Origin of the sequence: Herbaspirillum sp. CAH-3, from assembly GCF_009668275.1 — a bacterium.
Taxonomy (GTDB): domain Bacteria; phylum Pseudomonadota; class Gammaproteobacteria; order Burkholderiales; family Burkholderiaceae_D; genus Herbaspirillum; species Herbaspirillum aquaticum.
Genome location: NZ_VSWE01000020.1, coordinates 38,414 through 64,088 on the forward strand (window position 1 = coordinate 38,414; position 25,675 = coordinate 64,088).

At 62.5% G+C, this 25,675-nt stretch carries 22 protein-coding genes and 1 tRNA gene; 8 read left to right on the forward strand and 15 right to left on the reverse strand.

The window, feature by feature from the left end:
- Positions 1–52 precede the first annotated feature (52 nt).
- Both FYB76_RS22745 and FYB76_RS22750 read left to right on the forward strand, forming a co-directional pair.
- A complete protein-coding gene (locus FYB76_RS22745) occupies positions 53–1,042 on the forward strand; it encodes an aldo/keto reductase (protein WP_154135152.1) in 990 nt (329 codons plus the stop codon).
- 46 nt (positions 1,043–1,088) lie between these two features.
- Complete coding sequence (locus tag FYB76_RS22750; protein WP_154135153.1) at positions 1,089–2,012, forward strand: Gfo/Idh/MocA family protein; 924 nt, start codon at positions 1,089–1,091, stop codon at positions 2,010–2,012.
- 75 nt (positions 2,013–2,087) lie between these two features.
- Here FYB76_RS22750 and fghA read toward each other — a convergent pair whose 3' ends face one another.
- Positions 2,088–2,939, reverse strand: a complete 852-nt coding sequence (gene fghA, locus FYB76_RS22755) for an S-formylglutathione hydrolase (RefSeq protein ID WP_154135154.1) — start codon at positions 2,937–2,939, stop codon at positions 2,088–2,090.
- A 10-nt stretch (positions 2,940–2,949) separates the two neighbouring features.
- Complete coding sequence (locus FYB76_RS22760; RefSeq protein ID WP_013234687.1) at positions 2,950–4,056, reverse strand: S-(hydroxymethyl)glutathione dehydrogenase/class III alcohol dehydrogenase; 1,107 nt, start codon at positions 4,054–4,056, stop codon at positions 2,950–2,952.
- 600 nt (positions 4,057–4,656) lie between these two features.
- Between FYB76_RS22760 and FYB76_RS22765 the strand changes: the two genes are divergently transcribed.
- Entirely contained in the window at positions 4,657–7,860 is a 3,204-nt protein-coding gene (locus FYB76_RS22765; protein ID WP_088753508.1) for an EAL domain-containing protein, read from the forward strand.
- Between the two features lie 24 nt (positions 7,861–7,884).
- Here the strand turns inward: FYB76_RS22765 and FYB76_RS22770 are convergent, their stop codons facing one another.
- On the reverse strand, positions 7,885–9,156 hold the full coding sequence (locus FYB76_RS22770; protein ID WP_154135155.1) for an MFS transporter: 1,272 nt from the start codon (positions 9,154–9,156) through the stop codon (positions 7,885–7,887).
- Between the two features lie 196 nt (positions 9,157–9,352).
- Between FYB76_RS22770 and FYB76_RS22775 the strand changes: the two genes are divergently transcribed.
- Complete coding sequence (locus FYB76_RS22775) at positions 9,353–10,402, forward strand: NADP(H)-dependent aldo-keto reductase (RefSeq protein ID WP_154135156.1); 1,050 nt, start codon at positions 9,353–9,355, stop codon at positions 10,400–10,402.
- 82 nt (positions 10,403–10,484) lie between these two features.
- Here the strand turns inward: FYB76_RS22775 and FYB76_RS22780 are convergent, their stop codons facing one another.
- The 8 genes from FYB76_RS22780 to FYB76_RS22815 form a co-directional block, all read right to left on the reverse strand.
- Positions 10,485–11,492 (reverse strand): bile acid:sodium symporter family protein, encoded by a 1,008-nt coding sequence (locus tag FYB76_RS22780; RefSeq protein ID WP_088753629.1) that lies wholly within the window; start codon positions 11,490–11,492, stop codon positions 10,485–10,487.
- Positions 11,493–11,616: 124 nt separating this feature from the next.
- Positions 11,617–11,952, reverse strand: coding sequence for a zinc ribbon domain-containing protein YjdM (locus tag FYB76_RS22785; protein ID WP_034330597.1), 336 nt, complete (start codon positions 11,950–11,952; stop codon positions 11,617–11,619).
- Positions 11,953–12,115: 163 nt separating this feature from the next.
- A complete protein-coding gene (locus FYB76_RS22790) occupies positions 12,116–13,453 on the reverse strand; it encodes a 4Fe-4S binding protein (RefSeq protein WP_154135175.1) in 1,338 nt (445 codons plus the stop codon).
- 56 nt (positions 13,454–13,509) lie between these two features.
- On the reverse strand, positions 13,510–14,388 hold the full coding sequence (locus tag FYB76_RS22795) for an FTR1 family protein (protein WP_154135157.1): 879 nt from the start codon (positions 14,386–14,388) through the stop codon (positions 13,510–13,512).
- 63 nt (positions 14,389–14,451) lie between these two features.
- Complete coding sequence (locus FYB76_RS22800; protein WP_034330602.1) at positions 14,452–14,802, reverse strand: cupredoxin domain-containing protein; 351 nt, start codon at positions 14,800–14,802, stop codon at positions 14,452–14,454.
- Positions 14,803–14,908: 106 nt separating this feature from the next.
- A complete protein-coding gene (locus FYB76_RS22805; protein WP_088753503.1) occupies positions 14,909–15,454 on the reverse strand; it encodes an iron transporter in 546 nt (181 codons plus the stop codon).
- Positions 15,455–15,670: 216 nt separating this feature from the next.
- Positions 15,671–17,311 (reverse strand): methyl-accepting chemotaxis protein, encoded by a 1,641-nt coding sequence (locus tag FYB76_RS22810; protein WP_154135158.1) that lies wholly within the window; start codon positions 17,309–17,311, stop codon positions 15,671–15,673.
- A gap of 105 nt (positions 17,312–17,416) precedes the next feature.
- Entirely contained in the window at positions 17,417–18,556 is a 1,140-nt protein-coding gene (locus FYB76_RS22815) for a patatin-like phospholipase family protein (RefSeq protein ID WP_229297068.1), read from the reverse strand.
- Between the two features lie 437 nt (positions 18,557–18,993).
- Between FYB76_RS22815 and FYB76_RS22820 the strand changes: the two genes are divergently transcribed.
- Positions 18,994–19,422 carry a response regulator gene (locus FYB76_RS22820; RefSeq protein ID WP_088753500.1) on the forward strand — a complete coding sequence of 143 codons (429 nt, stop codon included), beginning with the start codon at positions 18,994–18,996 and terminating at the stop codon, positions 19,420–19,422.
- 266 nt (positions 19,423–19,688) lie between these two features.
- Here FYB76_RS22820 and FYB76_RS22825 read toward each other — a convergent pair.
- Positions 19,689–19,765, reverse strand: a tRNA-Arg gene (locus tag FYB76_RS22825).
- Between the two features lie 179 nt (positions 19,766–19,944).
- Between FYB76_RS22825 and FYB76_RS22830 the strand changes: the two genes are divergently transcribed.
- The 3 genes from FYB76_RS22830 (at position 19,945) to FYB76_RS22840 (ending at position 23,296) form a co-directional block, all read left to right on the forward strand.
- The gene (locus FYB76_RS22830) at positions 19,945–20,649 is read left to right on the forward strand and encodes a sensor histidine kinase (RefSeq protein WP_229297069.1); all 705 of its coding nucleotides are present in this window, start codon (positions 19,945–19,947) and stop codon (positions 20,647–20,649) included.
- Between the two features lie 74 nt (positions 20,650–20,723).
- Entirely contained in the window at positions 20,724–21,377 is a 654-nt protein-coding gene (locus FYB76_RS22835; protein ID WP_088753499.1) for a response regulator transcription factor, read from the forward strand.
- Positions 21,378–21,670: 293 nt separating this feature from the next.
- On the forward strand, positions 21,671–23,296 hold the full coding sequence (locus FYB76_RS22840) for a GGDEF domain-containing protein (RefSeq protein WP_088753498.1): 1,626 nt from the start codon (positions 21,671–21,673) through the stop codon (positions 23,294–23,296).
- Between the two features lie 17 nt (positions 23,297–23,313).
- Here FYB76_RS22840 and pnuC read toward each other — a convergent pair whose 3' ends face one another.
- From pnuC to eno, 3 genes are read right to left on the reverse strand one after another with little or no spacing between them, the layout of a single operon-like run.
- Positions 23,314–23,919, reverse strand: a complete 606-nt coding sequence (pnuC, locus tag FYB76_RS22845) for a nicotinamide riboside transporter PnuC (RefSeq protein WP_154135160.1) — start codon at positions 23,917–23,919, stop codon at positions 23,314–23,316.
- Between the two features lie 23 nt (positions 23,920–23,942).
- Complete coding sequence (ftsB, locus tag FYB76_RS22850; RefSeq protein ID WP_088753496.1) at positions 23,943–24,335, reverse strand: cell division protein FtsB; 393 nt, start codon at positions 24,333–24,335, stop codon at positions 23,943–23,945.
- Positions 24,336–24,387: 52 nt separating this feature from the next.
- Positions 24,388–25,671: a phosphopyruvate hydratase gene (eno, locus tag FYB76_RS22855; protein ID WP_013234743.1), complete on the reverse strand. Its 1,284-nt coding sequence runs from the start codon at positions 25,669–25,671 to the stop codon at positions 24,388–24,390.
- Positions 25,672–25,675: the final 4 nt, after the last annotated feature.

A 25,675-nucleotide genomic window follows, 5' to 3' on the forward strand; every position in this document is an offset into this window, starting at 1 on the left:
GCGTGGTGCGCGGTATAACTACGGCTTTTGGAATGCTCACAAGGAGTTCTGCATGAAATCAAGACGCTTTGGCCGCACGGGTGTGGAAGTCTCGGAAATCGGATTTGGCGCCTGGGCCATTGGCGGCTCGTGGGGTGACGTCTCTTCGCAGGATGCCAAGGCCGCCCTGCACGCTGCCCTGGATGCAGGCGTAAGCTTCATCGATACGGCTGATGTGTACGGTGATGGGCGCTCCGAGCAGCTGATTGCGCAGGTGCTCAAGGAACGCGGCGGGGCACGTCCGTTCGTGGCCACCAAGGCCGGCCGCCGCCTCTCGCCGCATGTGGCCAGCGGCTACAACAACAAGGACAATCTCACCGCCTTCGTCGACCGTTCGCTCAAGAACCTGGAGGTGGATTGCCTGGATCTGGTGCAACTGCACTGCCCGCCCACCGAGGTGTATTACCAGCAGGAAGTGTTCGCCCATATGGATGCGCTGGTGGCGGCTGGCAAGATTGCCCATTACGGCGTCTCGGTGGAGAAGGTGGAAGAAGCCCTCAAGGCCATCGAATATCCGAACGTGAAATCGGTGCAGATCATCTTCAACATCTTCCGCCAGCGCCCTATCGGCCTGTTCCTGCAGGAAGCGCAGCGCCGCGATATCGCCGTGATCGCCCGGGTGCCGCTGGCCTCGGGCCTGCTGACCGGCAAGATGAATGCGCAGACCACCTTTGCTGCCGACGACCATCGGCAATTCAACCGTCACGGCGAAGCCTTTGATGTCGGCGAGACCTTCTCGGGCGTGCCGTATGAGGTCGCGCTGGCGGCCGTGGAGAAGATCCGCGCGTTGCTGCCGCCGGGTGTTCCCATGGCGCAATTCGCGCTGCGCTGGATCCTGATGGAAAGCGGCATCAGCACCGTCATCCCCGGGGCCCGCAACGTCGCGCAGGCGCAGTCCAACAGTGCTGCCAGCGACTTGCCGCCGATCACGGATGAGGTGATGCAGGCATTGCGCGAACTCTACCTGCACGACATTGCACCGTACGTGCATCAACGCTGGTAATCTGTGGCCCCTCCCTTTCATGTCACCAATAACAAGCAAGGACACCATGACACCCATCCAGCTCGCCATCGCCGGCGTCGGCAAGATCGTTTATGACCAGCATGCCCCGGCCATTGCCGGCAATGCCGATTTCAAGCTGGTCGCCACCGCCAGCCGCAACCACCGCATCGAGGGCGTGACCGCCTACAAGAGCATGACCGAGATGCTGGGCTCTGGCACGGCCATCGAGGCCATCTCCCTGTGCATGCCGCCGCAGTACCGCTATGAAGCCGCACGTGAAGCGCTGGCGGCAGGCAAGCACGTCTTCCTGGAAAAACCGCCTGGCGCCACGCTTTCCGAAGTCGAGTCGCTGAAGCAGCTGGCGGCGAAAAAAGGCGTGACCCTGTTCGCCAGCTGGCACTCGCGCCATGCGCCGGCGGTGCAGGTGGTCAAGCGCCATCTGCAGGAACATGCGCCGCGCCAGGTCAAGGTGATCTGGCGTGAAGACGTGCGCCACTGGCACCCGGACCAGGAATGGATCTGGCAACCGGGCGGCCTGGGCGTGTTCGATCCGGGCATCAATGCCTTGTCGATCGTCACCGAGATCCTGCCGCAGGCGATGTTCCTGAAGCAGGCCACGCTGGAAGTGCCGTCCAACCGCCAGACCCCGATTGCCGCGCGCCTGGCCTTTACCGATGCGCTGGGCACGGATGTGCAAGCCGACTTCGACTGGCGCCAGACGGGCGAGCAGACCTGGGATATCGTCATCGAGACCGACAGCACGCGGGTCCACCTGAAGAAGGGCGGACATGAACTTTGGATCAACGACAAGCCGTGCGAGCTGCCGGTGGAAGGCGAGTATCCCTCGCTGTATGCACATTTCTGCAAACTGGTCCGCAGTGGATCGTCCGATGTGGATGTGGCGCCGCTGCGGCATGTGGCCGATGCGTTCATGCTGGGGGAGCATGTGGTCACTGACGCTTTTGTATAAAAAAAGACCACTACCGGGCAAGCACGGCTTGCAAGGTAGTGGTCTTTCAGAACGGGAGAACGGGAGAACGGGAGTTCAGTCCGACAGGTTGGCATGATGGAAGCGCAAATGATCTTCCATAAAACTCTCGATGAAGTAATACCCGTGGTCATACCCCGCATGCCGGCGCAAGGTCAGCGGCTGTGAGGCTTCCTTGCAGGCCGCTTCGAAACGTTCCGGCTGCAGCTGCTCGGTCAGGAATTTGTCGGCCAGCCCCTGGTCGATCAGGATGCCCTGCGGGAACGGCGCATAGAGCTTGCCCATCAGCTCGCTGGCGTCATGCGCCTGCCAGCTCTGCTGGTCATCACCCAGGTAGTGACTGAACGCCTTCTGGCCCCACGGGCAATGCACGGGCGCAGCAATGGGCGCGAACGCCGACACCGAACGGTAGAGATCACGATGGCGCAAGGCCAGCGTCAACGCCCCATGTCCGCCCATCGAATGCCCGAAGATCCCCATGCGCTGCGGGTCGGCCGGAAAACGGTCCAGCACGGCGCGGCGCAGGTCCTCCACCACGTAGCTTTCCATCCGGTAGTGCCGGCTCCAGGGCGCCTGCGTGGCATCCAGGTAAAAGCCGGCGCCGACGCCGAAGTCCCAGCTGTCGCTTTCACCAGCGATGCCCGCGCCGCGCGGACTGGTGTCGCAACTGACCAGGATCAGCCCCAGTTCGGCCGCCACCCGTTGCGCGCCGGCCTTGATCATGAAGGTTTCTTCGGTGCAGGTCAGCCCGGCCAGGTAAAACAGCACGGGCAGCTTGCTGCCGCCCTGCCCGGCCTGCGGCGGGACGAACACCGACAAACGCATGTCCAGCCCGATGGCAGCCGAGGCATGGCGATAAAAGCCCTGCACGCCGCCAAAACAGCCGTGCTCGGAGAGGGTCTCCAGCATCGCGCCCTCCTCAGAACTCGACCACGGAGCGGATCGACTCCCCGCTCTTCATCAGGTCGAAGCCCTCATTGATGCGCTCCAGCGGCAGCTTGTGCGTGATCAGGTCATCAATGTTGAGCTTGCCTTCCATGTACCAGTCGACGATCTTGGGCACATCGGTACGGCCCCGCGCACCACCGAAGGCCGAGCCCTTCCAGACGCGGCCGGTCACCAGCTGGAACGGACGCGTCGAGATCTCCTGGCCGGCTGCGGCCACGCCGATGATGATGGACTGGCCCCAGCCCTTGTGGCAGCACTCCAGCGACTGGCGCATGGTGGTGGTATTGCCGATGCACTCGAAACTGTAATCGGCGCCGCCATCGGTCATGCCGATAATGGCATCGACCACGTTGGGCACGTCCTTGGGATTGATGAAGTCGGTCATGCCGAACTTGCGCGCCATGGCTTCACGCGCCGGGTTCAGGTCCACGCCGATGATCTTGTTGGCGCCCACCATCTTGGCTGCCTGGATGACGTTCAAGCCAATACCGCCCAACCCGAACACCACCACATTGGCGCCCGCTTCCACCTTGGCGGTAAACAGCACCGCGCCCACGCCGGTGGTCACGCCACAGCCGATGTAGCAGACCTTGTCGAAGGGTGCATCCGAACGGATCTTGGCCAGGGCAATCTCCGGAACCACGATGTAGTTGGAGAAGGTCGAGGTGCCCATGTAGTGGAACAGCGGCTTGCCGTCCAGCGAGAAGCGGCTGGTGGCATCCGGCATCAGGCCGCGGCCCTGGGTGGCGCGGATGGCCTGGCACAGGTTGGTCTTCTGGGAAAGGCAGAACTTGCACTCGCGGCATTCCGGCGTGTACAGGGGGATGACGTGGTCATCCTTCTTGAGCGACTTCACGCCCGGGCCGACGTCGACCACCACGCCCGCACCTTCATGGCCGAGGATGGCCGGGAAGATGCCTTCCGGGTCGGCGCCCGAGAGCGTGTAATAGTCGGTGTGGCAGATGCCGGTGGCCTTGATCTCGACCAGGACTTCGCCGGCCTTGGGGCCGCCGAGTTCGACTTCCTCGATGGTCAAGGGCTTGCCTGCCTGCCATGCTACCGCTGCTCTTGTCTTCATAGGGATGGGTCCTTTGCGTGATGATTGAAGTAAAACCTCCCGACCCCTGCACGGAGAACCGGCGCGGTCAGGAAAATTCAGTGAAACGATGATGCAGATGAAACTGCTGGCTGGGCAGTATTATCGCATTGCAAACGAAAATGCATGCGCACCCTTTACACACCTTCATGTTGATAACGGAACAAGTGAAAATTTCCTTCCGACATGAAAATCACGTTGTTGCGTTGCAGCGACGTTGCACCCGGGATGACAAAGCCTTGGGCTTGCGGTAAGGTTGCTACAAAACAAACGGCGAACGTGGCTGGCAGGATGGCCATCGATGAGCACACAAACAAGTACAACGGAAGCAAGGACAAGCGCCAACAAAGCGCAGCAGGACACGGGATGGCATACTGGCGTCTCGCGTATCAGCAAGTGGGGGCATCCACGTAATTTTGGCGTAAGCACTCACCGCACGTGGGCGCTGCGGCTTGCCGTCGCGCTGGCGGGGAGCGCGCCATGTGCGTGCGAGGGCTGTCGAAACGGTCGTCCGGTGTCTTTCCGGGCCAAGGGACGTGCAGCGATCCGCTGCCTAACGACAGGTGATGTGATATCGGTCACATGGGAAAACAGAAAAAATCGCCGGGACGCCCAGGCACTACCCTGAAGACCTTGCTGCTCTTTGTCGGCTTCGTCGGGTCGTTCATCGTGGTGCAGACCTGGTGGGAAATCCGCCAGGACCGCCAGCTGACCATCGACGCCGAACGCGCCAGCTCGATGGCGGCCGTGCGCAGCGTGCAGGAGCATGCCGAACGCATCTTCGGTGAGCTCGACCAGTTGCTCTGGTCGGGGGCTGAACACATCCATGGCGCCGGGCCCGACCTGCTCGACGATGACCAGGGCCTGTACCGCTTGCTGTCGGTCATGCAGCAGCGCCTGCCCACGGTGATGGTGCTGCGCTACATCGACCGCAATGGCAATACCCGCGCCAGCTCCCTGCGCGCCCTCGATACCACCAGCATCCCGGAAGACCACAAGCTGACCCATGTGGATGGCAATCCGGCCCGGCCTGGCCTGTTCGTCGGACAGCTCATGCGCAGCCGCTACAACCGGGAGCTGGTACTGCCGGTGGCGATGAACCTTTACGACAGCAGCAGCCGGCCCATCGGACTGCTGGTGGCCGAACTGAAGGCGGCGACCTTCTTTGACTTCTACAAGCGCATCACCAATTTCGAGGCCATCGTTTCACTGCGTACCGACAGCGGATCGATGATGTTGCGCTCGCCCTTCGAGGAGCGCTGGCTCAGTATCAGCCTGGCCGACGCCAAGAGCATGGCGCGCATCCGCGCCGGCGCCGAGGAAGGCGCGTTCGAGGAGATCTCGCACCTGACCGGCGAGCCGCTGCTGTTCTCCTACAAGCGGCTGGACAAATGGTCACTGGTGGCTGTCTATGCGCGGCGCATGGACGATGTGCTGGCGCCCTGGCGCAGCCGGACCGAAAACCGCATCCTCCTGGCCACCGGCATCTTGGGCTTCATCCTGATCGCGCTCATTGCCTTCCTGGTGTATTACCGCTACCAGCGCCGCCTGGACCATGCGCTCTCCTCCAGTGAATACCGCTACCGCAAGCTCTACGAAGAAGGCAGCGATCCCATCGTGCTCATTTCCTCCGAACTGCGCTACCTGGACTGCAATGCGGCGGCGCTGCGCTTTTTCGGGGTGCCGGACAAGGAGCGCATCATCGGCCGCAAGGTTGGGCTGTTCTCGCGCCAGAAAGCGCGCCAGTCTGAGCAGCCGGACATCGATGAACTGGTCGGGCGGGTCCTGGCAGGACAACCCCAGCAGTTCGAATGGGTCACGGTCCGCCGCAACAAGATCATCCACACCGACGTCACCTTGAACCGCGCCGAGTTCGAGCGCGGCTATGCGATCTTCGCCATCCTGCGCGACATCAGCGCCCGCAAACGCGCCGAGCTGCTGCAGAGCGAACAGAACCGTGTCCTGCACATGGTGATGGCCGATGACGACCTCGACGGCATCCTCAACGAGATCGTCGGTTTTGCCGATGCCCAGCTGCCCTATGGGGCCAGTTGCGTGATGCTGGTCAATGAACAGGCTTCGCACTTTACCTCGGTGCTGAGCCGCCGCTACCCGCCGCGCCTGCTGCGCGCCTTGCAGGGCATGCCGATCCGCCACGGCTGCGGCGTCGGCGCGGAAGCGGCCCTGCGGCGCGGCCCCTGCATCGTCACCGACATCGCGCGCGATCCGGTGACCGAGCATCTGCGGGTACTCATCGACGTGGAGGTCTACCCTTCCTGCGGCGCCTGGCCCATCATGGGCAAGGAGGGCCAGTTGCTGGGCGTGTTCGCCGCCCTGCTCAAGGAAAACCAGGCCCCCAGCAACGAATACCTGCAACTGGCCAATATCGCCGCCGACCTGGCCAGCGTGGCCATCGAGAGCCGCCGCGCCGACGAGCGCATCCGCCACCTGGCGCACTACGACGAGCTCACCGGACTGCCCAACCGCTTCCTGTGCACCCAGCACGTCTCCAACGCCATCACCCACGCCGAACACCGCAACGGCATGGTGGCGGTATTGCTGATGGACCTGGACCGCTTCAAGAACATCAACGATACCTTTGGCCACGAGGCCGGCGAAGCCGTGCTGCAGGAGATCGCCCAGCGCTTCCGCAATACCCTGCGTGAACTGGACATCCTGGCGCGCGTGGGCGGGGATGAATTCATCGTGCTGGTGGATGACTTCGACGATCCGCTGCAGCTGGGCGAGATCGCCCAGAAGCTGCTGACCGAGGCACGCAAGCCCTTCATCATCGATGGCCAGGAAGCCATGCTCTCGGCCAGTATCGGCATCGCCACCTATCCGGGCGATGGCGACAATGCGCAAACCCTGATCAAGAACGCCGACATCGCCATGTACCGCGCCAAGCACCATGGCAAGGATGACTATCGCTTCTTCTCAGACGAGGTCAACACCAACACGGTGGAGCGCATCGCCATGGAAGCCGAACTGCGCCGTGCCATCGAGCGGGGCGAATTCGTGGTGCACTACCAGCCCAAGATCAACCTGGCCACCGGTGGCATCGTGGGTGCGGAAGCGCTGGTGCGCTGGCAGCATCCGGTGCGCGGCCTGGTGCCGCCGGGTGAATTCATTCCGCTGGCTGAAGAGACCCGGCTGATCGACCAGATCGGCCTGATCGTACTGGAAGAGGCGTGCCGGGACATCGGGCTGATGCTGGAACGCGACCTGGTGTGCGGTCGCATTTCCATCAACCTGACCGGCAGCCAGTTCGGCGACGAACACCTGCTGGACGACATCAAGAGCGTGGTCCAGCGCCACGCAACGCCGCCAGCCTGCCTGGAGTTCGAGATCACCGAGAGCATGGTGATGCACAACCGCGACCGCGCCATTGCAATCATGGATGGCATCCGCGCAGAGGGCTTCACCATTTCGATTGACGACTTCGGCACCGGCTATTCCTCGCTGGCTTACCTGAAGCGTTTCCCGGTCAATACGCTGAAGATCGACAAATCCTTCATCAATGACATTCCCGACGACGCCAACAGCAGCGCCATCGTGCAGGCCATCATCGCCATGAGCCATGCATTGAACCTGAAGGTGGTGACCGAAGGCGTGGAGACCGAGAAACAGCTGCGGGCCCTGCGCGAGTTCGGCTCGGATGAGTACCAGGGCTATTACTTCAGCAAGCCGGTTCCCTACGCGCAGTTCCTGCAGATGCTGTTGTTGCAGCAGGAGCTCACGCGCCAGCCCAGCCAGGCGCTGGTGACCGAGGGCGATCCGCCGTAAGCGCCTGGCCGCTTGCTGCCGGCTTCAAGACTGCCGTGCAGCCAGGCGGTCGACCTGGTAGAGCGAGGGGAACAGGCGCATCCACAGCAGCACGATCAGCAGCGTGCCGATACCACCGATGAGCACGGCCGGTACCGCCCCGAACCAGGCGGCGGTGAGCCCCGATTCGAATTCGCCAAGCTGATTGGACGTTCCGATGAAGACCGAATTGACGGCCGAGACCCGGCCGCGCATGGCATCGGGCGTTTCCAGCTGGACGAAGGAGGAGCGCACCACCACGCTGATCATGTCAGCCGCGCCCAGAACCGCCAACGCGGCCAGCGACAGCGGGAAGGAGCGCGACAGGCCGAAGACGATGGTGGCCAGCCCGAACACGGCCACGGCCATGAACATGGTGCGCCCTACCCGGCCACCCAGGGGAAAGCGCGCCAGCAGCAACGCCACGATCAAGGCCCCGGCTGCCGGTGCCGAGCGCAGCAGCCCCAGGCCGACCGCACCGGTATGCAGGATGTCGTTGGCAAAGACCGGCAGCAAGGCGGTGGCACCACCGAGCAGCACGGCAAACATGTCCAGCGAGATGGCACCGAAGATGGCGGGCTTGCTGCGGATGAAAGCCAGTCCTGCGAACACCGACGACAGACTGGCCCCGGTCGGCTTGGCCGGTGCAGTCTGGGCCGCCGCCACCTGGGCCGGACGCCGGATCAGCGACAACAGGACGCTGCAGGCGATGAACAGCGCGCAACTGCTGGCATACACCACGGCCGGCCCAGCCACGTAGAGAAAGCCGCCCAATGCCGGGCCGATGATGATGGCGAACTGTGTCGCCGAGGCCGAGCCCGCCACGGCGCCCGGCAAGGCCTTGGGCGACATCAGGCTGGGCAGCAGGGCCGACATGGTCGGCTTGGAAAAGGCCCGGCCCGCGCCAATGACGGCCACGATTGCGAAAATCATCTCGCGGCTGAGCCAGCCCTGCAGGCTGCCCACTGCCAGCGTGGCGGCAGCGGCGGCTTCCACCAGCGAACTGACGCGCGCGACGTTGCGGCGATCAAAGCGGTCTGCCACATGACCCACCACAAAGACCAGGATCAACGAAGGGATGAACTGCACCAGGCCCACGATGCCGAGATCGAAGGCACTGTGGGTGAGCTGGTAGACCTGCCAGCCGACCGCGACGATCTGCATCTGCAAGGCGATGGTGGAGGCCACGCTGGCGCACCAGAAAAGTTTGAAGGGGGTGTGATGACGCAGCGGCTCGGCGGCATCATCGGGGGTCGCGCTGGGGGAAGTGGATGACATGTCTCGTGTAGGGGAAGGCGGTGTTCTGGCGTAATGGAGTCCGGCACTGCAAGCAGCAACCGGGCTGGCGCGCGCGGTCTTGGCGCCGCTGCGGCCCTGCCCTGCAAGGCAGGACGGGCGCCGCTATACTACCCGATCCCGCGCCAGCCGGCAGGAGGCGCCCCGTCCCTGCCTGCGCATTACAAGGAGAATCCGCATGCAGTACCGCCAACTCGGCCGCACCGACCTCAAGGTCAGCCTCATCACCCTGGGGACCATGACCTGGGGCGAGCAGAACACCGAAGCCGACGCCCACTCGCAACTGGACTATGCCGTCGAACGCGGCATCACCCTGATCGACGCCGCCGAAATGTATCCGGTCCCGCCCAAGGCGGAAACACAAGGACTCACCGAACGTTATCTCGGCACCTGGCTCAAGAAATCCGGCAAGCGTGACCAGTTGCTCATCGCTACCAAATGCACCGGCCCGGCCCGCAAGCCGCACAACCCCCGCCACATTCGCGGCGGCATCAATGACCTGGACCGCAAGGGCCTGACCGATGCACTGCATGGCAGCCTGGAGCGCCTGCAACTGGATCACGTGGACCTGTACCAGCTGCACTGGCCCGACCGCAGCGTGAACAGCTTCGGCCAGCTGGGCTACGAGCATGTGGAAGACGAAACCACCGTGCCCATCGAAGAGACACTGACGGTGCTCTCCGAATTCGTGAAGGCCGGCAAGATCCGCACCATCGGCTTGTCCAACGAAACCGCCTGGGGCGTGGCGCAATTCCTGCGCGCGGCCGAGCAGCACGGACTGGAGCGCATCGTCACCATCCAGAATCCTTACAATCTGCTCAACCGCAGCTTCGAAGTGAACCTGGCTGAATTCGCCCATCGTGAGCAGGTCGGCCTGCTGGCCTACTCGCCGCTGGCTTTCGGCATGTTGAGCGGCAAATACCTGGACGGTGCGCGCCCGGCCGGTGGCCGCCTGACGCTGTTCGAACGCTTCGTGCGCTATACCAATCCGCAAGCGGAAAACGCCACCGCGCAATACGTGGCGCTGGCACGCCAGCACGGCCTGGATCCGGCCCAGATGGCGCTGGCCTATGTCAACAGCCGCCGCTTCCTGACCTCCAACATCATCGGCGCGACCACACTGGAACAGCTGCGCAGCAATATCGACAGCGCCCAGGTGCAACTGAGCGACGAGGTACTGGCCGGCATCGAAGCCATCCATCGCAAGCAGCCCAATCCGGCGCCCTGAGTCGAAAAAAACTTGCGCCGCACAGGCAAAAAAATGACCGGCAAGCCGGTCATTTTTTTGGTCGAGAAAGCGTCCTGCAGGATCAGTCACCGCCGCTTTCGGTGGCCACGGCCGCCTTCACCTGTTCATCACGTGCCCCATACCGCGCGGCCATGACGGCGCACACCATCAGCTGGATCTGGTGGAACAGCATCACCGGCAACAGCACCATGCCGATGGCACCGCTGGAGAACAGCACCTTGGCCATGGGCACGCCCGAGGCCAGGCTTTTCTTGGAGCCGCAGAAGACGATGGTAATTTCATCCTCCTTGTTGAAGCCCAAGCGGCGGCTGCCGAAGGTGGTCAGTCCCATGATGATGGCCAGCAGCACCGCATTGATGACCAGCAGCGCCACCAGCATCGACACCGGGACCTGGTGCCACAGGCCCTGCACCACCGCCTCGCTGAAGGCCACATAGACCACCAGCAGGATGGAGCTCTGGTCGACGAACTTGAGCCAGGACTTGTTGCGCTCGACCCAGCGGCCGATGAAGGGACGCGCGATCTGGCCGGCCACGAAGGGCAGCAACAATTGATAAACGATTTTCAGGATGGAATCGAGCGAGGAATGCCCGCCGCCATCATGGGCCACCACCAGCACGCCCACCAGCAGCGGCGTCAGGAAGATCCCCAGCAGGTTGGACGCCGAGGCCGCACAGATGGCTGCCGGCACATTGCCGCGCGCCACCGAGGTGAAGGCGATGGATGATTGCACCGTGGACGGCAGTACGCACAGGAACAGCAGCCCGAGATACAGCTCTGGCGTGATGAATTGCAGCAGCACCGGTTTGAGGGCCAGGCCGATGAGCGGGAACAGCGCAAAGGTGCACAGCAGTACGGTGACATGCAGCTTCCAGTGCGTGAACCCGGCCACCACGGCTTCCCGCGAGAGCTTGGCGCCGTGCATGAAGAACAGCAAGCCGATCATGAAGGTCGTCAGCCCATCGAAGGCTTCGGCCACCTGGCCGGTACAGGGAAGGAAGGATGCGGTCAGCACGACGGCCAGCAGCATCAGGGTCATGTTATCGGGCAGGAAGCGGGGACGGGCCATGGCGGTTTCGTTGTTGTCGTGATCGAAGGCCCGCAGGCTTATGTATACATAGGCTGCAGGCAAACCGCCATTCTACGTGAGAGCGGGCCGGTCTTGCAGGGCCCGCTCATGAGGCTGGCTAAGATCAGGCCTTGCGCACGAATTCAGTCTTCAGGCCCATGGAGCCGAAACCGTCGATCTTGCAGTCGATGTCGTGATCACCCTCGACCAGGCGGATATTCTTGACCTTGGTACCCATCTTGACCACGCCCCCACCGCCCTTCAACTTCAGGTCCTTGATGACGGTGACGGTATCGCCATCCTGCAGCACGTTGCCCGAGGCATCGCGCCAGACGCGGGCCTGCTCGGCGGGAGCGGCCTGGGCGCTCCACTCGTGGCCACATTCGGGGCAGACGAACTGGCTGCCGTCCTCATAGGTGAATTCGGACTGGCATTGGGGACAGGCGGGCAAGGTGCTCATGTAAAAACTCCGGCAATTGGCTTGAAAAGGCAGCGATTGTACTGCTTCGGTCGCCAACTTCACATAGCCTGCGAGTCCCGAGATCAAATAAGGCGCAAATAAAAACGGCAGGCTTGCGAGCAAGCCTGCCGTTTTACTTCACATCGGTACTTCCAGGAAATGCTTACCAGCCCCAGAACATCAGCCACCAGGCAGTGTTGACCAGCGCCAGGCCACCGATCAACGGCAGCATGGCCAGTATGTGCTGAACCCAATGGGTCGCATGGCGTGCCACCACTTTCCAGCACAGCCAGAGGCTCCACAGGGTCATGGCCGTGAGCAGTGCCGCGCGCACATCGTTGGCCCAGTACACCGGCCAGTGCTCGGCCCGCAGCAGGCTGATGGTGGTCGCCGACAGGCCGATGAAGACACCGCAGCCGGCCAGCGGGATCAATGCCTGCACCAGGTGGTTGAAGCGGCTCCACTCCCACTTGCCCAGCAGGCGGGTGGCCAGGCCGAACATGACTGCGACGCTGGTACCCAGCACCAGGCCGGTGGTAAGGATGTAGCCGACGACCATGGCGCCATCGAGCCAGGTGAAGACATCGCTTTGCTGCGGATAATTGGTCAGCAGCCACCACGGCGCCTGCGTGCCGAAGGGCCACATGATGTCGCGGTCGATCAGCCAGGTGGCGATGTCCTGCTTGATGGCGATGAACCAGGGACTCACCGTCCAGTGGAAGGCACCGATGGCGATGCCCAGCAGGCCGTAGAGGACGAGGGCGCTTTCCCACAGGTTGTTCTGGGTCTTGCCGAAGTGCACCACCTCCACCGCAGGCGGACGGAAGCTCAGGGCAATCGCATCACGATGACCGCTGCAGCGGCCGCACATGTGGCAGTCGGAAGCCCCCTTCATATTGCGCAAGGGGACCAGCGGCGCGCAATTGATGGGAATGATCTTGTGCTCGGGGTGATAGGAGGCGCGCCATGCATCTTCATTCACCTTGTAGTGAACCGGGGCCAGTTTGGCCAGCAGGCCGAAGACGCCATTGACCGGGCACAGGTACTTGCACCAGACGCGCTTGTCGCGGCCATACAGGTAGCCGATGATCATGGCACCGACCGTGGAGCCGCCCAGCACCAGCAGCACCGCCTTGGGATACTGGTAGACGCTGACCATCTGGCCATAGACGGTGGTCAGGGCAAAGGCGACGAAGGGCCAGCCGCCCCAGCGCACCCATTTGGGAATGGCGCGTCCGCGACCATGGCGGCTGGCGAACTCGGTCAGCGCTCCTTCCGGACAGAGCACCCCGCACCACACCCGGCCCATCAGTACCATGCTGACCAGCACGAAGGGCCACCAGATGCCCCAGAAAGCGAACTGGGCGATCAGGGTGAGGTTGGACCAGAGATGCGCGGTCTCGTCGGGTAGCGGGAGGAACACCGGGACCAGGATCAGCAGCGCATAGACAGCCACCACGATCCATTGCAGGCCTCGGATGAATGCGCCATGGCGGCGCATCCAGTCTCCGGTACGCGTGAGCAGAGTCGGCGAATGCGTACAGGTTGTCATGAGGTTCAGACGGCTTCCTGCCTCTTGCTCTTGAGCTGAGGCTGGGGTTTTCGATAAAGGGCCGAACATACCACAATCCAGTAGAGCGCATAGACGATCACCGACAGCAGCGCCGGACGGGCGCGGTAGCCGGTCAGGGTCGAGACCAGGCTGCCCAGGGTGGTGGAATCATCCAGCAGCGCCGAGGTATCCCAGAGCTGGCCGGTCAGGGTCATGGTCCAGTTGGCCGAGGCCAGCATGTCCGAACTTTCGAGCAATACGTCGAACAGCTTTTCCACGCCGGTCACCAGCAAACCGGCGGCCAGCAGCAGCAGGATCACTTCGGTGACCTGGAAGAAACGGCGCCAGGAAAAGATCTTGCCGCCCAGTTGCAGCAGATAGAAGGTCAGGAAGGCCAGCCCGAAACCGATTGCGCCGGCCAGCACCAGCGAGGCCGTACTGGCATCCTGCTGGCCCAGGCCTATGCCGTAGAGGAAGACGGCGGTCTCGCTGCCTTCGCGGGCGATCGCCAGCATCACCAGCACGAACACGCCCCACCAGTTGCCGCTTTCATAGCTGGACTGCATGGAGCTTTCCATCTCCTTCTTCAAGGTGCGGCCGTGCTTGCGCATCCAGAACACCATCTGCACGATCAGCACTGCTGCAATGAGGACGATGGCGATCTGGAAGTAGGTCTGCGCATCACCCGAGAGCAGTTCCGAAAAGCCCAGCAGCGCTGCGCCCAGGGCACCCGCCAGGACCACGCCGGCCACCACGCCACCCCACAGATAGGGAATGCCGCGTCGCGCGCCGACATCGCCGTTCTTCAGCCAGGCATAGAGGATGCCGACCACCAGAAGCGCCTCGACGCTTTCGCGCCAGACGATGAACATGACCTGTCCCATCAAACTTTCCCTTCCTGAAAACCTGGACTTCCCTGCTCGCGCACAGCCTGCGCGCGTCCCCTCTTACTTGGCGACGATCACGCCGGGCGGCATGTTGAGGTGGAAGTCATCGAAAAACTTGTATTCGCCCGGACGCAAGGGGGCGATCACCACGAAGGACTGGGCACCCGGTGCCAGCACCTTTTCCTTGCGCAGTTCGACGCTTTCGAACTCGGCGGCCGACTTGCCGATGTTGTGCACTTCGATCTTGATACGCTGTCCGGCCGGCACTTCGATGCGCGGCGGAATGAGCTTGCCGTCCTGCATCTCCAGCTTGAAGGTCGGCAGGTCGGAAGCGCTGGCCTGCGCGGCGCTGCCCAGCATGGCCATCGCGGCCAGTGACAGGCAGATCAGTCGGACGATTCTTGCGATCATGAAAACTCCGGAACTCTCAAAACGGTGAAGCCGGTCCGCCATCACGGCGCGGACCGGCATCGCATCACTGCAAACGTGCGGTCTGGATCAAGATCCGCCGACCAGCTTAGTAGCCGCCCTTCTTGCCGATGCCGGCGAAGGTGAAGTCATAGCTCAGCTCGAAGGTCTTGAACCACGGGCCGACGCCGGTTTCCTTGTCGACGTGACGGCCGAAGTGCGCGTGTTCATTGGCTTGCGGCGAGGAGATGGTCAGCTTGAGCTTGTACTTGCCCGGGCCTTCCAGCTTGACGTTGTCGCCGTAGTGCGGACCGTCGTTGGCCACCATGGGCATCATGTCGCCCTTGATGGACTTGGTGGAACCGACCTTGGTCAGTTCGTACTTGATGACCAGGTAGGGCATCCAGTCACCTTCGGCGAAACCGTTGGGGTTCTTGGCGACGGCGCGGATGTCGGCTTCGAGGTGGATGTCGGATTCTTCAGCCTTGCGCATCATGCCGTCCGGTTCCATCTTCACCGGCTGCAGATAGACGGCGTTGACTTCAAAGCCGTTCTGGATCTGCGGTTTGCCGATGGGGTACTCGGCGGCCGAGGCGGCGCCGGCAAAGGACAGGCTCAGCGCTGCGGCCACAGCCAGTTTCTTGAAACCGATCATTGCGTATTCTCCAAGGTGGGTCAAATGATAATGATTAGCATTAAGTATATCACCCTTTGGGGAAGCCGGCTCCCGCCCTTTAGTTCAATCCTTCACAGCAATGCTGACCAGATAGGTAAAAACAGGCAAAGATGAAAAAACGCCCGGCACAGGCCGGGCGTTGCTTGAGGCAGGCAAAGCGGCTGGAGGCGGCATGACGCCGCCGCGCAGCCAGGTTCAGAACTCTTCCATCTCTGCCACCGGGCGTGCGGCCGACACCTGGGCACGGCCAGGGGCGGGAGCAACCTGCACCGTGCGCAAGCTTGCGGGCACGCGCCCTTCCAGTTTGAAGACCGCCACCACGCTTTCCAGCTTCTCGGCCTGGCCCTGCAGGGCCAGGGCCGCGGCGGCCGCCTCCTCCACCAGCGCGGCATTCTGCTGGGTGCCCTGGTCCATCTGCGAAATGGCCTGGTTGACCTGGGTGATGCCGGCGCTCTGCTCTTCGCTGGCGTCGGCGATGTTGCCAACGATCTGGGTCACGCGCTGGACGCTGTCGACGATGTCGCTCATGGTCACACCCGCCTGCTCCACCAGCTTGCTGCCGCTGCCGACCTTGTCCACGGAATCGTCGATCAATTCCTTGATTTCCTTGGCTGCGGCCGCCGAGCGCTGGGCCAGTGAACGCACTTCCGAGGCCACCACCGCAAAGCCGCGTCCCTGCTCACCGGCGCGGGCCGCTTCAACGGCGGCATTCAGGGCCAGGATGTTGGTCTGGAAGGCGATGCCATCGATGACCGCAATGATGTCGACGATCTTGCGCGAGGAGGCATTGATGGAGTTCATCGTATCGACCACCTGGCGCACCACATCCCCGCCCTGCGAGGCAATGTGCGAGGCCGATTGCGCCAGTTCGTTGGCCTGGCGCGCATTCTGGGTATTCTGCAATACCACCGAGGTCAGTTCTTCCAGGCTGGACGCGCTTTCCTCCAGGGCTGCAGCCTGCTGCTCGGTGCGCGCCGACAGGTCGGCATTGCCGGCGGCAATCTGGCGCGCCGCGACCGTCACCGAATCGGTGGAACTGCGGGTCGTGGCCACCACCTCGACGATACGGGCCAGCAGCTTGTTGAAGGCGGCAGCGGTACGGCCGATTTCATCCATGCGTTCCACCGGCACCGGGCGCGACAGGTCCAGGGTCTGGCTGACGTGCTCGAAGGTCTGCTGGATCTTGCCCAGGCTGCGCGTGACACTGCGCAGGGTGCGCAAGCCCAGCACCGCAGTCAGCAGCACCGCCACCACGATCACGGCGATCATCGCGCGCAGGGCGAAGGCGTAGGCGGCATCGCTTTCCTGCTTGACGGCATCGATCATCTGGCGGCCCACCAGGATATGGTCGTCAAAGCCCTTCTTGGCAGCGGCAGCCGACACGGCCAGGGGCGTGCCGGCCTGCAGCGTGGCGCGTACGCCATCCATGTCATTGGCGTAAGCGGCCGCGAAGAACGGCACGAGGGCCTTGCGGTAAGCCTCGATGTTGGCCTTGTCGGCCTTGATCAGGGCACGGTCCTTCTCATCGAAGATGAGATCGCGCTCGTAGTGGGCGAATTCGTCATCCAGCGCCTTGTTGGCGGCATCCACCGCCTTTTGCAAAGCAGTCTTGTCGGGCAGGTTGGCGAACACCGACAGGCGATAGCCTGCCAGGCGCGAATCAGCCAGGTAGCCCTTCAACAGGTTCAGGCTGTCCATGCCGGGAATGATGCGGTTCTGGATCAGTTCCAGCCGCTGCTGCGCACGCTGGAGTTGCCAGAGTCCGGCGGCACCGACGAACAGCAGCGCCAGCAGGGCTGTCGAGAGAGTGAGGATGAGGCGCTTGGTAATGGTCATGATGGAAAACTCACCGAAGGAAATGAAGCGCGCCGCAGCACGCGGGTTCAGCTACAGAACAAGAAAAATGGATGAAGCAATGGGTCCGCCGCCAACCAGCTCCGCTCAAGCAGCCAGCGGCGCATCCTGCGCTTGCGCCCCGAGCAGCTCGCCGTGCTGGCGGCAGAAATCCACCCCCGCGCGATAGCCCACCTGGAACAGCAACTGCATGTTGGAGGCCGACCAGTCCAGTACCTGCGGCCAATGGTCCTGCGGTACGCCGGCCATCAGGTCAACCTTGAGCACCTGCCGCAACGGCGCACCGGTGAGCGGATCACGGTTGTGCTCCAGCTCGAAGAGGCGTTGCTCGGTCTGCGAGATCTTGACCAGCGGCGTGATGATGGAACGTACCCACGCATCATAGAGATTGCGGGGCTTGCGGATCAGGCGATCCTCCCCGAGGATGTCCAGTACCACCAGGGTATCGACCTCGCCGGCGGGCGCTATGCCGGTCTCCGGATCGGTGATGAAGGGAGTGAAGTTGAGCGTATCCAGCGCCGCGCCCTCGATGTAGTGTTCGCCGTCGATCTCGGTGGGCGCATACAGGAAGGGGAAAGACAGTGAAGCCCGCACGTGCGCCGGGGTGATCTGGTCCTTGCTCCAGATCTGCATGCGATGGCGGTCGAGGTTGTAGGCGTTGATGTAGAACTCGGGAGCCATGCGCGGCACGGCCGAAAAATCGATGGACTGCTCCAGGAACGGGAGGTGGGCGCACAGCCCGAGGCTGCCCGAATGCAGGTCCGAGGGCGACAAGGCCGACATCATCAGGTGCATCCAGTCATTCCACTTGGCCGAGGCGTCGGCGAAATGCTGGCTGAACATCGCCGCGAAGGGGGAGGCAGCCAGGCCCGGCATCTGCTGGAACTGGTTCAGCATCGCATCGCGATAGCTCTCGGCCTGGGCACCTGGCTTCTTGAAGACCTTGTAGTTGACCGGGAAAAGCTTGTAGATGCTGTCGGCCACGCCGACTTCGGCCCATTGCATGAGCGCGGCCTGCGGCGAGGCATCGCGTGGCGCAGTGGCCAGCAAGCCCATGAGCACGCCTGCGCCGGAGGCCGAGATGACATCGAACTCCACCCCTTCCGCCAGGAAGGCAGCCAGTGCCCCGGCGATCAAGGTCGAATTGGGCGCCCCGCCCCCGATGACCAAGGCCTTCCTGTTTCCTCGTGGCGAGACCTTCATTGCACTCCCCTTGTTGAGCTTCATGTCCTTCAATTTTTTGGATTTTTTGTGCGATGCACCGGAAGCATCGCTGTTGCGCCCTCGAGGATTTTTTCGAGGTAAATTCGCCCCAAAGACGACTCAGCTGTCAGGAATATAGCCGAGCAGCAACGCATTAATGTTGCAGTGCGAGATTTTATTCCCGTATATCTGGCATTCAGAAATTTAATGAATCAGTCCTGAGGCGCTCAAGCGCGGCGAATGGAGGATGGGGATAGCAATCAAGCTGGCTTTGTAATTCTCACGTAAGCTCACTGCGGTAACCGCCGCTCGATGCGCCATCGCGCCACGGCGTAGACCAAGGCGCAAGCGGGCGTGCGCGTGAGTATTCAGGAATGGATTTCTGTATCCCGCTATGTCAAACTTGCCGAAAACCAGAAATGCAACATTCAAAAAACAACGCCCAGTTCCGCACATAACGCATGTCCCGCCCCAGCATATTGATGGTCGATCCCAGCCCGGAGTCGGTGGAACTGGCGCGCTTCAGCCTTTGGCGCAGCAAGCTGGAGTGCGACTTCGGCTGGTTCGAGGATGCGGAACGGGCCATGGAATCGATCTTCAGCCCCCAGGCACTGCAGCACCCCGACACCCTGCCGTGCCTGATCCTGCTGGAACCTCGCCTGCCGCGCATGGAAGGACTGGATCTGCTGCACATGCTGCGCAGCCAGCCCCATACGCGCGCACTGCCGGTCATCATGTTCGCTACCTCGTATGACGAAACCGACGCCGCCCGTTCGCGTGAAGCCGGAGCCAACGACTACCTGGTCAAACCGGTAGATGCGCGCGAGTTCATGCAGCTGGTCAATCAAACCGTGCAGCGCTGGCTCCCTGTCGCCTCTCCCCAGGACTGAACCCGAATACGTCGCATGACACCCGACGGCGCGCGCCGTTGCGAGCCAGGCGCACGGGACCGCCCGGAATGCGGCTACACATTCAAGGTGGCTCGAAAATGATGGCGCATCGTGAGAAGACGTTCTGAATCCGGCGGCCACCCTTGCGGGGGCGATGCGGCGAAGGCTGGCGGGGAAGTGATCACTGAAGGCGGATGCCTGCGCCATGACGAAAAAGCTGCGCAGAAAAGACAAAAGGGCCCATCTTGCGATGGACCCTTTATATCTGGTGCGGCTGGCAGGAATCGAACCCACGACCCCTTGGTTCGTAGCCAAGTACTCTATCCAGCTGAGCTACAGCCGCGAAAAACAAAATTATAGCAGCAAGTTTTCCCGTTTGGGAAGCCCTTTCTTTCATTTTTTTGCCCGGAGGGAAAACCTGCATGCATCGCCTTTTCTGAACCGTCGGTATTTCCCCCGGATGGCCGCGCCGGGGCAACTCACGATGCTGCGGGGGTGACCCTGCGGTGCTGCAAGGCTATCATGAAGAATTATTCAGCATTCTTCATTCACATCGCCTGCATGTCTGCCCTTGCCGCCCCCGACCTCTCCCATGAACAACGCCTGCGTGAAGAAGAACGCGCGCGCATCGCACGCGACCTGCACGACGACCTGGGCGCACAGCTGACCGGCATCGGCATGGCACTGGGCCTGCTGCGCGAGCAGCTGGCCCGCGAGCAGCATGCGGCCCTGCCGCAAGCCGACTATGCGCAGCAATTGCTGGACCAGGCGCGCGAGGGCATGGAACGGCTCATCGATGACCTGCACCCGCCTGTCGTCGAATTCGGCCTGGCCGACGCGCTGCGCTGGCAATGCCGTCATTTCAGCCGACAAACTGCACTGGAGTGCCACGTACAGTGCCCCGATACGCCATCCGTGCAAGAGCCTTTTGTGGTCGTGAGCCTGCTGCGCATCCTGCGCGAAGCACTCGCCAACGTGGCTCGGCATGCGCAGGCAGGCAAGGTGGAGGTCAGCCTTGCTGTGGGCGAAGAGCTCATCCTGGAGGTAGCTGACGATGGCATCGGCTTGCCACCCCAGGACGCCGGGCTGGATCAACAGCGCCGCAGCGGGGGCCACGGCTTGGCCAACATGCGTATGCGCGCAGCAGCATTGGGCGGCAGCCTGATGCTGGAAGCTCGTCCTGGCGGCGGCAGCTTGCTGAGCGTGCGCCTGCCTGTCGCACACTGAATGAACACTATAGAATACACCCTCGCCCGCCGCAGCCCGCAGCACGGTTTCACGAGGAGTTTTGCAGTCCGCCCATGAGCAAGAAAGCCACCGCCGCCATCAAGGTCCTCATCGCTGATGATCACGCCATCGTGCGCGAGGGCCTGCGCCAGATCTGCGCCGGCAGCAAGGACATCATCGTGGCCGGCAATGCCGCCAACGGGCTGGAGGCCATCAAGCTGGCCCGCGAAGGCAATGGCGATGTCATGTTGCTGGACATCGTGCTGCCCGACCGCAGCGGCATCGACATCCTCAAGCAGATCCGCAAGGAACAGCCGGAACTGCCGGTCCTGATCCTGTCCATCCACCGCGAAGACCAGTACGCGATCCGCTCGCTCAAGGCCGGTGCCGCCGGCTTCCTCAACAAGCAGGCCAGCCCGGGCGAACTGCTCGCGGCCATCCGCCAGGCCGCCGCCGGGCGCAAGTACGTGAGCCCCTCGCTGGCACAGGAACTGGCCAACCAGATCGGCTTCGACCACGACACGCCCCTGCATGAAACGCTGTCGGACCGGGAATACCAGACCATGGTCATGATCGCCTCCGGCAAGACCGTCAGCGACATCGCTACCGAATTGCTGTTGTCGGTCAAGACCATCAGCATGTATCGCTCCCGCGTACTGGCCAAGATGAAGATGCGTCACAACGCCGAACTCACGCACTACGCGCTGAAGAACAACCTGGTGGAATGAGCGCAGGCCCCGCTCCCGCCTGACGGGAAACACCGGCTTCCCAGTTGGAAAGGGGCTTTTCTCCTCCTATTAAATGCATCCACGGAACAAGCGCTGACGTACAATTAGTTGTCATTTTTGCCTCCCCCTGCCGGGGAGCGGCAACGGACTGTGGCCTAGGGGGGAGACGAGGCTGCGTTTGTGCGATGACCGGGGTGGATGGCCGTGCTCAAGCAAAGCCTGCCTGCGCCGATACCGTAGGAAAATCCCCGCGCACAACGACAATCACACCAACAATACAGTCACCAGCCGGCATGTCCAAGAAACCGTCCACGCTCACGCCTGTCGAGATTGCCCGAGAAGCTTTCCAGCGGCTCGGAGCCCGGCGCATCTCGCCCACGCCGGATGCCTACCGCATCGCCTATGAGGAAATCCAGGGCGGCATGCCGGGCGTGACTGCCGAGTCGGTACTGAGCACCTTCGCCACCAAGCTCTCGCGGCAGCCGGGTGAAAACGGCCTGCTGGGCACACGCCTGGTGCGCGCCCGCGAGAACGGCGACTGGACCGAGTTCGAACGCCAGCTCATCGAGTTCGCCGACGCCAACTGGCAAAGCCGCCCCATCGTGCCGGCCAAGCCGGCCGTGCCCCATGGCGAGCTGGTCCCCATCGACCTGGAACGACAATTCATCCGCGACAGCATCAAGGAGAAGATGCTGCGCGAGATGCTGGCGCGCATCCTGGTCTTCAACCTGCCCTCGCTGCTCTCGACCGCACCGGAACTGGCCAATGAATCGCGCAACAGCGGCCAGGATCTCAAAATGGCGTTCTCCGAGCAGGCGATGAACGAGATCATCACCCGCGTCAAGCAGTTGAGCTTCCAGATCGAGCTCAAGACCGACGACATGGCCCAGCAGCAGGAATTGCTGATGCGCCTGTTCCAGCTGCTGCTGGAAAACATCAACGGGCTGCTGGAACAGGGATCCTGGCTGTCGAGCCAGATCGAGACGGTACAAAGCCTGATTGCCGGCCCGTTGAGCAATACCTCGCTGGCCGACGCCACCAAGAACCTGAAGGAAGTGATCTACAAGCAGGGCCTGCTGAAGAACACCTTGTCGGAAGAAAAAGTGGTGGTCAAGAACATGATGCTGACCTTCGTGGACCGGCTTTCGGCCATGGTCTCCACCACCGACAACTACCAGCGCACCATTCGCGGCTTCTCACAGCAGATCAGCCAGGCCGGCAACATCGCCGATCTGAACAGCGTGCTCAGCGAAATCATGACCGAGACGCAGAAGGCCCAGGAAGAAGCCACCCGCTCGCGCGACGCCATGGTCGATGCGCGCCAGGAAGTGGAAAAGGCTGAAGAGCGCATCCAGGCGCTGGAACAGCAATTGCAGCAGATGGGTGAACTGGTGCGTGAAGACCAGTTGACGGGCAGCCTCAACCGGCGCGGCATGGATGAATCTCTCGATCGCGAGATCGCCAACGCCTTGCGGCGGGAGACGCCGCTGTGCGTGGCCTTGCTGGACCTGGATGATTTCAAGCGTATCAACGACACACATGGTCACGCCACCGGCGACGAAGTGCTGGTGCACCTGGTACAGGTGATCCGGGAAACCCTGCGCAAGCTGGATGTGATTGCGCGTTTCGGCGGCGAGGAGTTCGTCATCCTCATGCCGGAGACCAGCCCGCAGGACGCGGTGCAGATCATCACGCGCGTGCAGCGCGAACTGACCAAGCGCATCTTCATGCATGAAAGCCAGCGCCTGCTCATCACCTTCAGTGCCGGTGTGGCCGTGTATCAGCCGGGCGAGAGCCAGGCCGATCTGCTCAAGCGCACCGATGTAGCACTGTACAAGGCCAAGAATGCCGGCAAGAACCGCATCGTCTTTGCCGATCCGCCAGCCGCGGAGTTACCGGGACTGCCGCCCTCGCCATAACTTTTCACACCGGCATTTCAAATGCTGTTTCCGCCTGCCGCGCGGCGCCAGCTGCGCCAGCCGGCTGCGGCCATGAGCACGAACAGCGCATACAGGATGGCAGTCAGCGTGAGGTGTTTGTAGAGATACAGGCCCACGTAGAGCACGTCCACCGCAATCCAGACCAGCCAGTTTTCCAGCTTCTTGCGCGAGAGCAGGAACTGTCCCACCAGGCTGCCCGCCGTGAGGAAGCCATCCATGTGCGGCACGTCGGTATCCGTATAGCGCTGCAGGAACCACGACAGCAGCAGCCACCCGGCCAACCAGCTCATGGCCATGGCAGTCCAGCCGCGTGCGGCGAGCCTGGACACCTGCAGCGGACGATGATCCTCGCCACCGCGCAGCCACTGGCTCCACCCCCAGACCGACACCGCCACGAAGACGAACTGCAAGCCGGCATCGCCATAGAGGCGCGCATCGGCAAAGACTGCCGCGTACAGCAGCGAGGAGAGGATGGAAAACAGCCACGCCCAATGATTCTGGCGGATGTTGAGCCAGACGGTCAGTACGGCCAGCGCAAAGGACACCAGCTCCAGCGGCGTAGTGGTGAGGCCCAGCCAGGTCAGCGGGGTATCAGGATGCATGTGAACGAAAAGACGACAGCGATTCAGCGCGTGGCCACACGGCCAGCGGTAGACGGCGCATTGGCCGGCACGGAGACACTGTTGGGCTGCCCGGAACCGGGCATGTAGGGATTGGGATTGATGGCGGCCGCAGGCTTGCCGGAACTGCCATCGAGCAGCTGGATGAAGATTTCGTTCTGGCGGATCATGCCCAGTTCGAAACGTGCACGTTCCTCCACCGCCCCCTTGGACTGCTTCAGGTCGTCCACTTCGGAGGACAGCTTGGCGTTGCGCTCCTTGAGTTCATCGTTCTTCTTGTGCGCCAGTTGCACCTGGCGATCAAGCTCCCAGACCTTGAACCAGCCACCCTTGCCCAGCCAAAGCGGGTACTGGATGACGACCAGCAGGAAGGACAGGCAAAGGATGATCAGGCGCATAGCCGGGAGCTTTCAGTGCGGCGCCGGCCGAAAGGACGGCGCCGCCAGCTTCTTACTTCAGGTTGTAGAACGCAGCGCGGCCGGGGTAGCTGGCGATGTCGCCCAGGTCTTCCTCGATACGCAGCAGCTGGTTGTACTTGGCCATGCGGTCCGAACGCGACATTGAGCCGGTCTTGATCTGCAGGGCGTTCATGCCCACGGCGATATCGGCGATGGTCGAGTCTTCGGTTTCGCCCGAACGGTGCGAGATCACGGCGGTGTAGCCGGCACGCTTGGCCATTTCGATGGCGGCGAAGGTCTCGGTCAGGGTGCCGATCTGGTTGATCTTGATCAGGATCGAGTTGGCGATACCCTTGTCGATGCCTTCCTTCAGGATCTTGGTGTTGGTGACGAACAGGTCGTCGCCCACCAACTGGACCTTCTTGCCCAGGGTCTCGGTCAGCAGCTTCCAGCCGGCCCAGTCGTTCTCGGCCATGCCGTCTTCGATGCTGATGATCGGGTACTTGTCGCACCAGGAGGCCAGCAGGCCGGTCTTTTGCGCCGGGGTCAGCACCATGTTTTCACCGGCCAGGTGATAGTTGCCGTCCTTGTAGTACTCGGAAGCGGCGCAGTCCAGGCCCAGGGCGATCTGGGTACCCGGCTCGTAGCCGGCCTTCTCGATGGCTTCGATGATGAGCTTGATGGCTTCTTCGTGACTGGAGACGTTGGGAGCGAAGCCGCCTTCATCGCCAACCGACGTGGCCAGGCCACGGTCATGCAGGATCTTCTTGAGGGTGTGGAACACCTCGGCGCCGTAGCGCAGGGCTTCACGGAAGCTCGGTGCGCCGACCGGGATGATCATGAATTCCTGGATATCCAGGTTGTTGTCGGCGTGGGCACCGCCGTTGATGACGTTCATCATCGGCACCGGCATTTGCATGGAGCCGCTGCCGCCGAAGTAGCGGTACAGGGGCAGGCCCGATTCTTCGGCAGCGGCCTTGGCCACGGCCATCGAGACGGCCAGCATGGCATTGGCGCCCAGGCGGCTCTTGTTCTCGGTGCCGTCCAGGTCGATCAGGGTGCGGTCCAGGAAGGCTTGCTCATTGGCATCCAGGCCCATGATGGCTTCCGAGATCTCGGTGTTGATGTTTTCGCAGGCTTGCAGCACGCCCTTGCCGAAATAGCGGCTCTTGTCGCCGTCACGCAGTTCGATCGCTTCGCGCGAACCGGTGGATGCGCCCGAAGGAACAGCCGCGCGGCCCAGCACGCCGGATTCCAGCAGCACGTCGCATTCCACGGTCGGATTGCCACGCGAGTCGATCACTTCGCGGCCGATAATATCAACGATTGCACTCATTCCA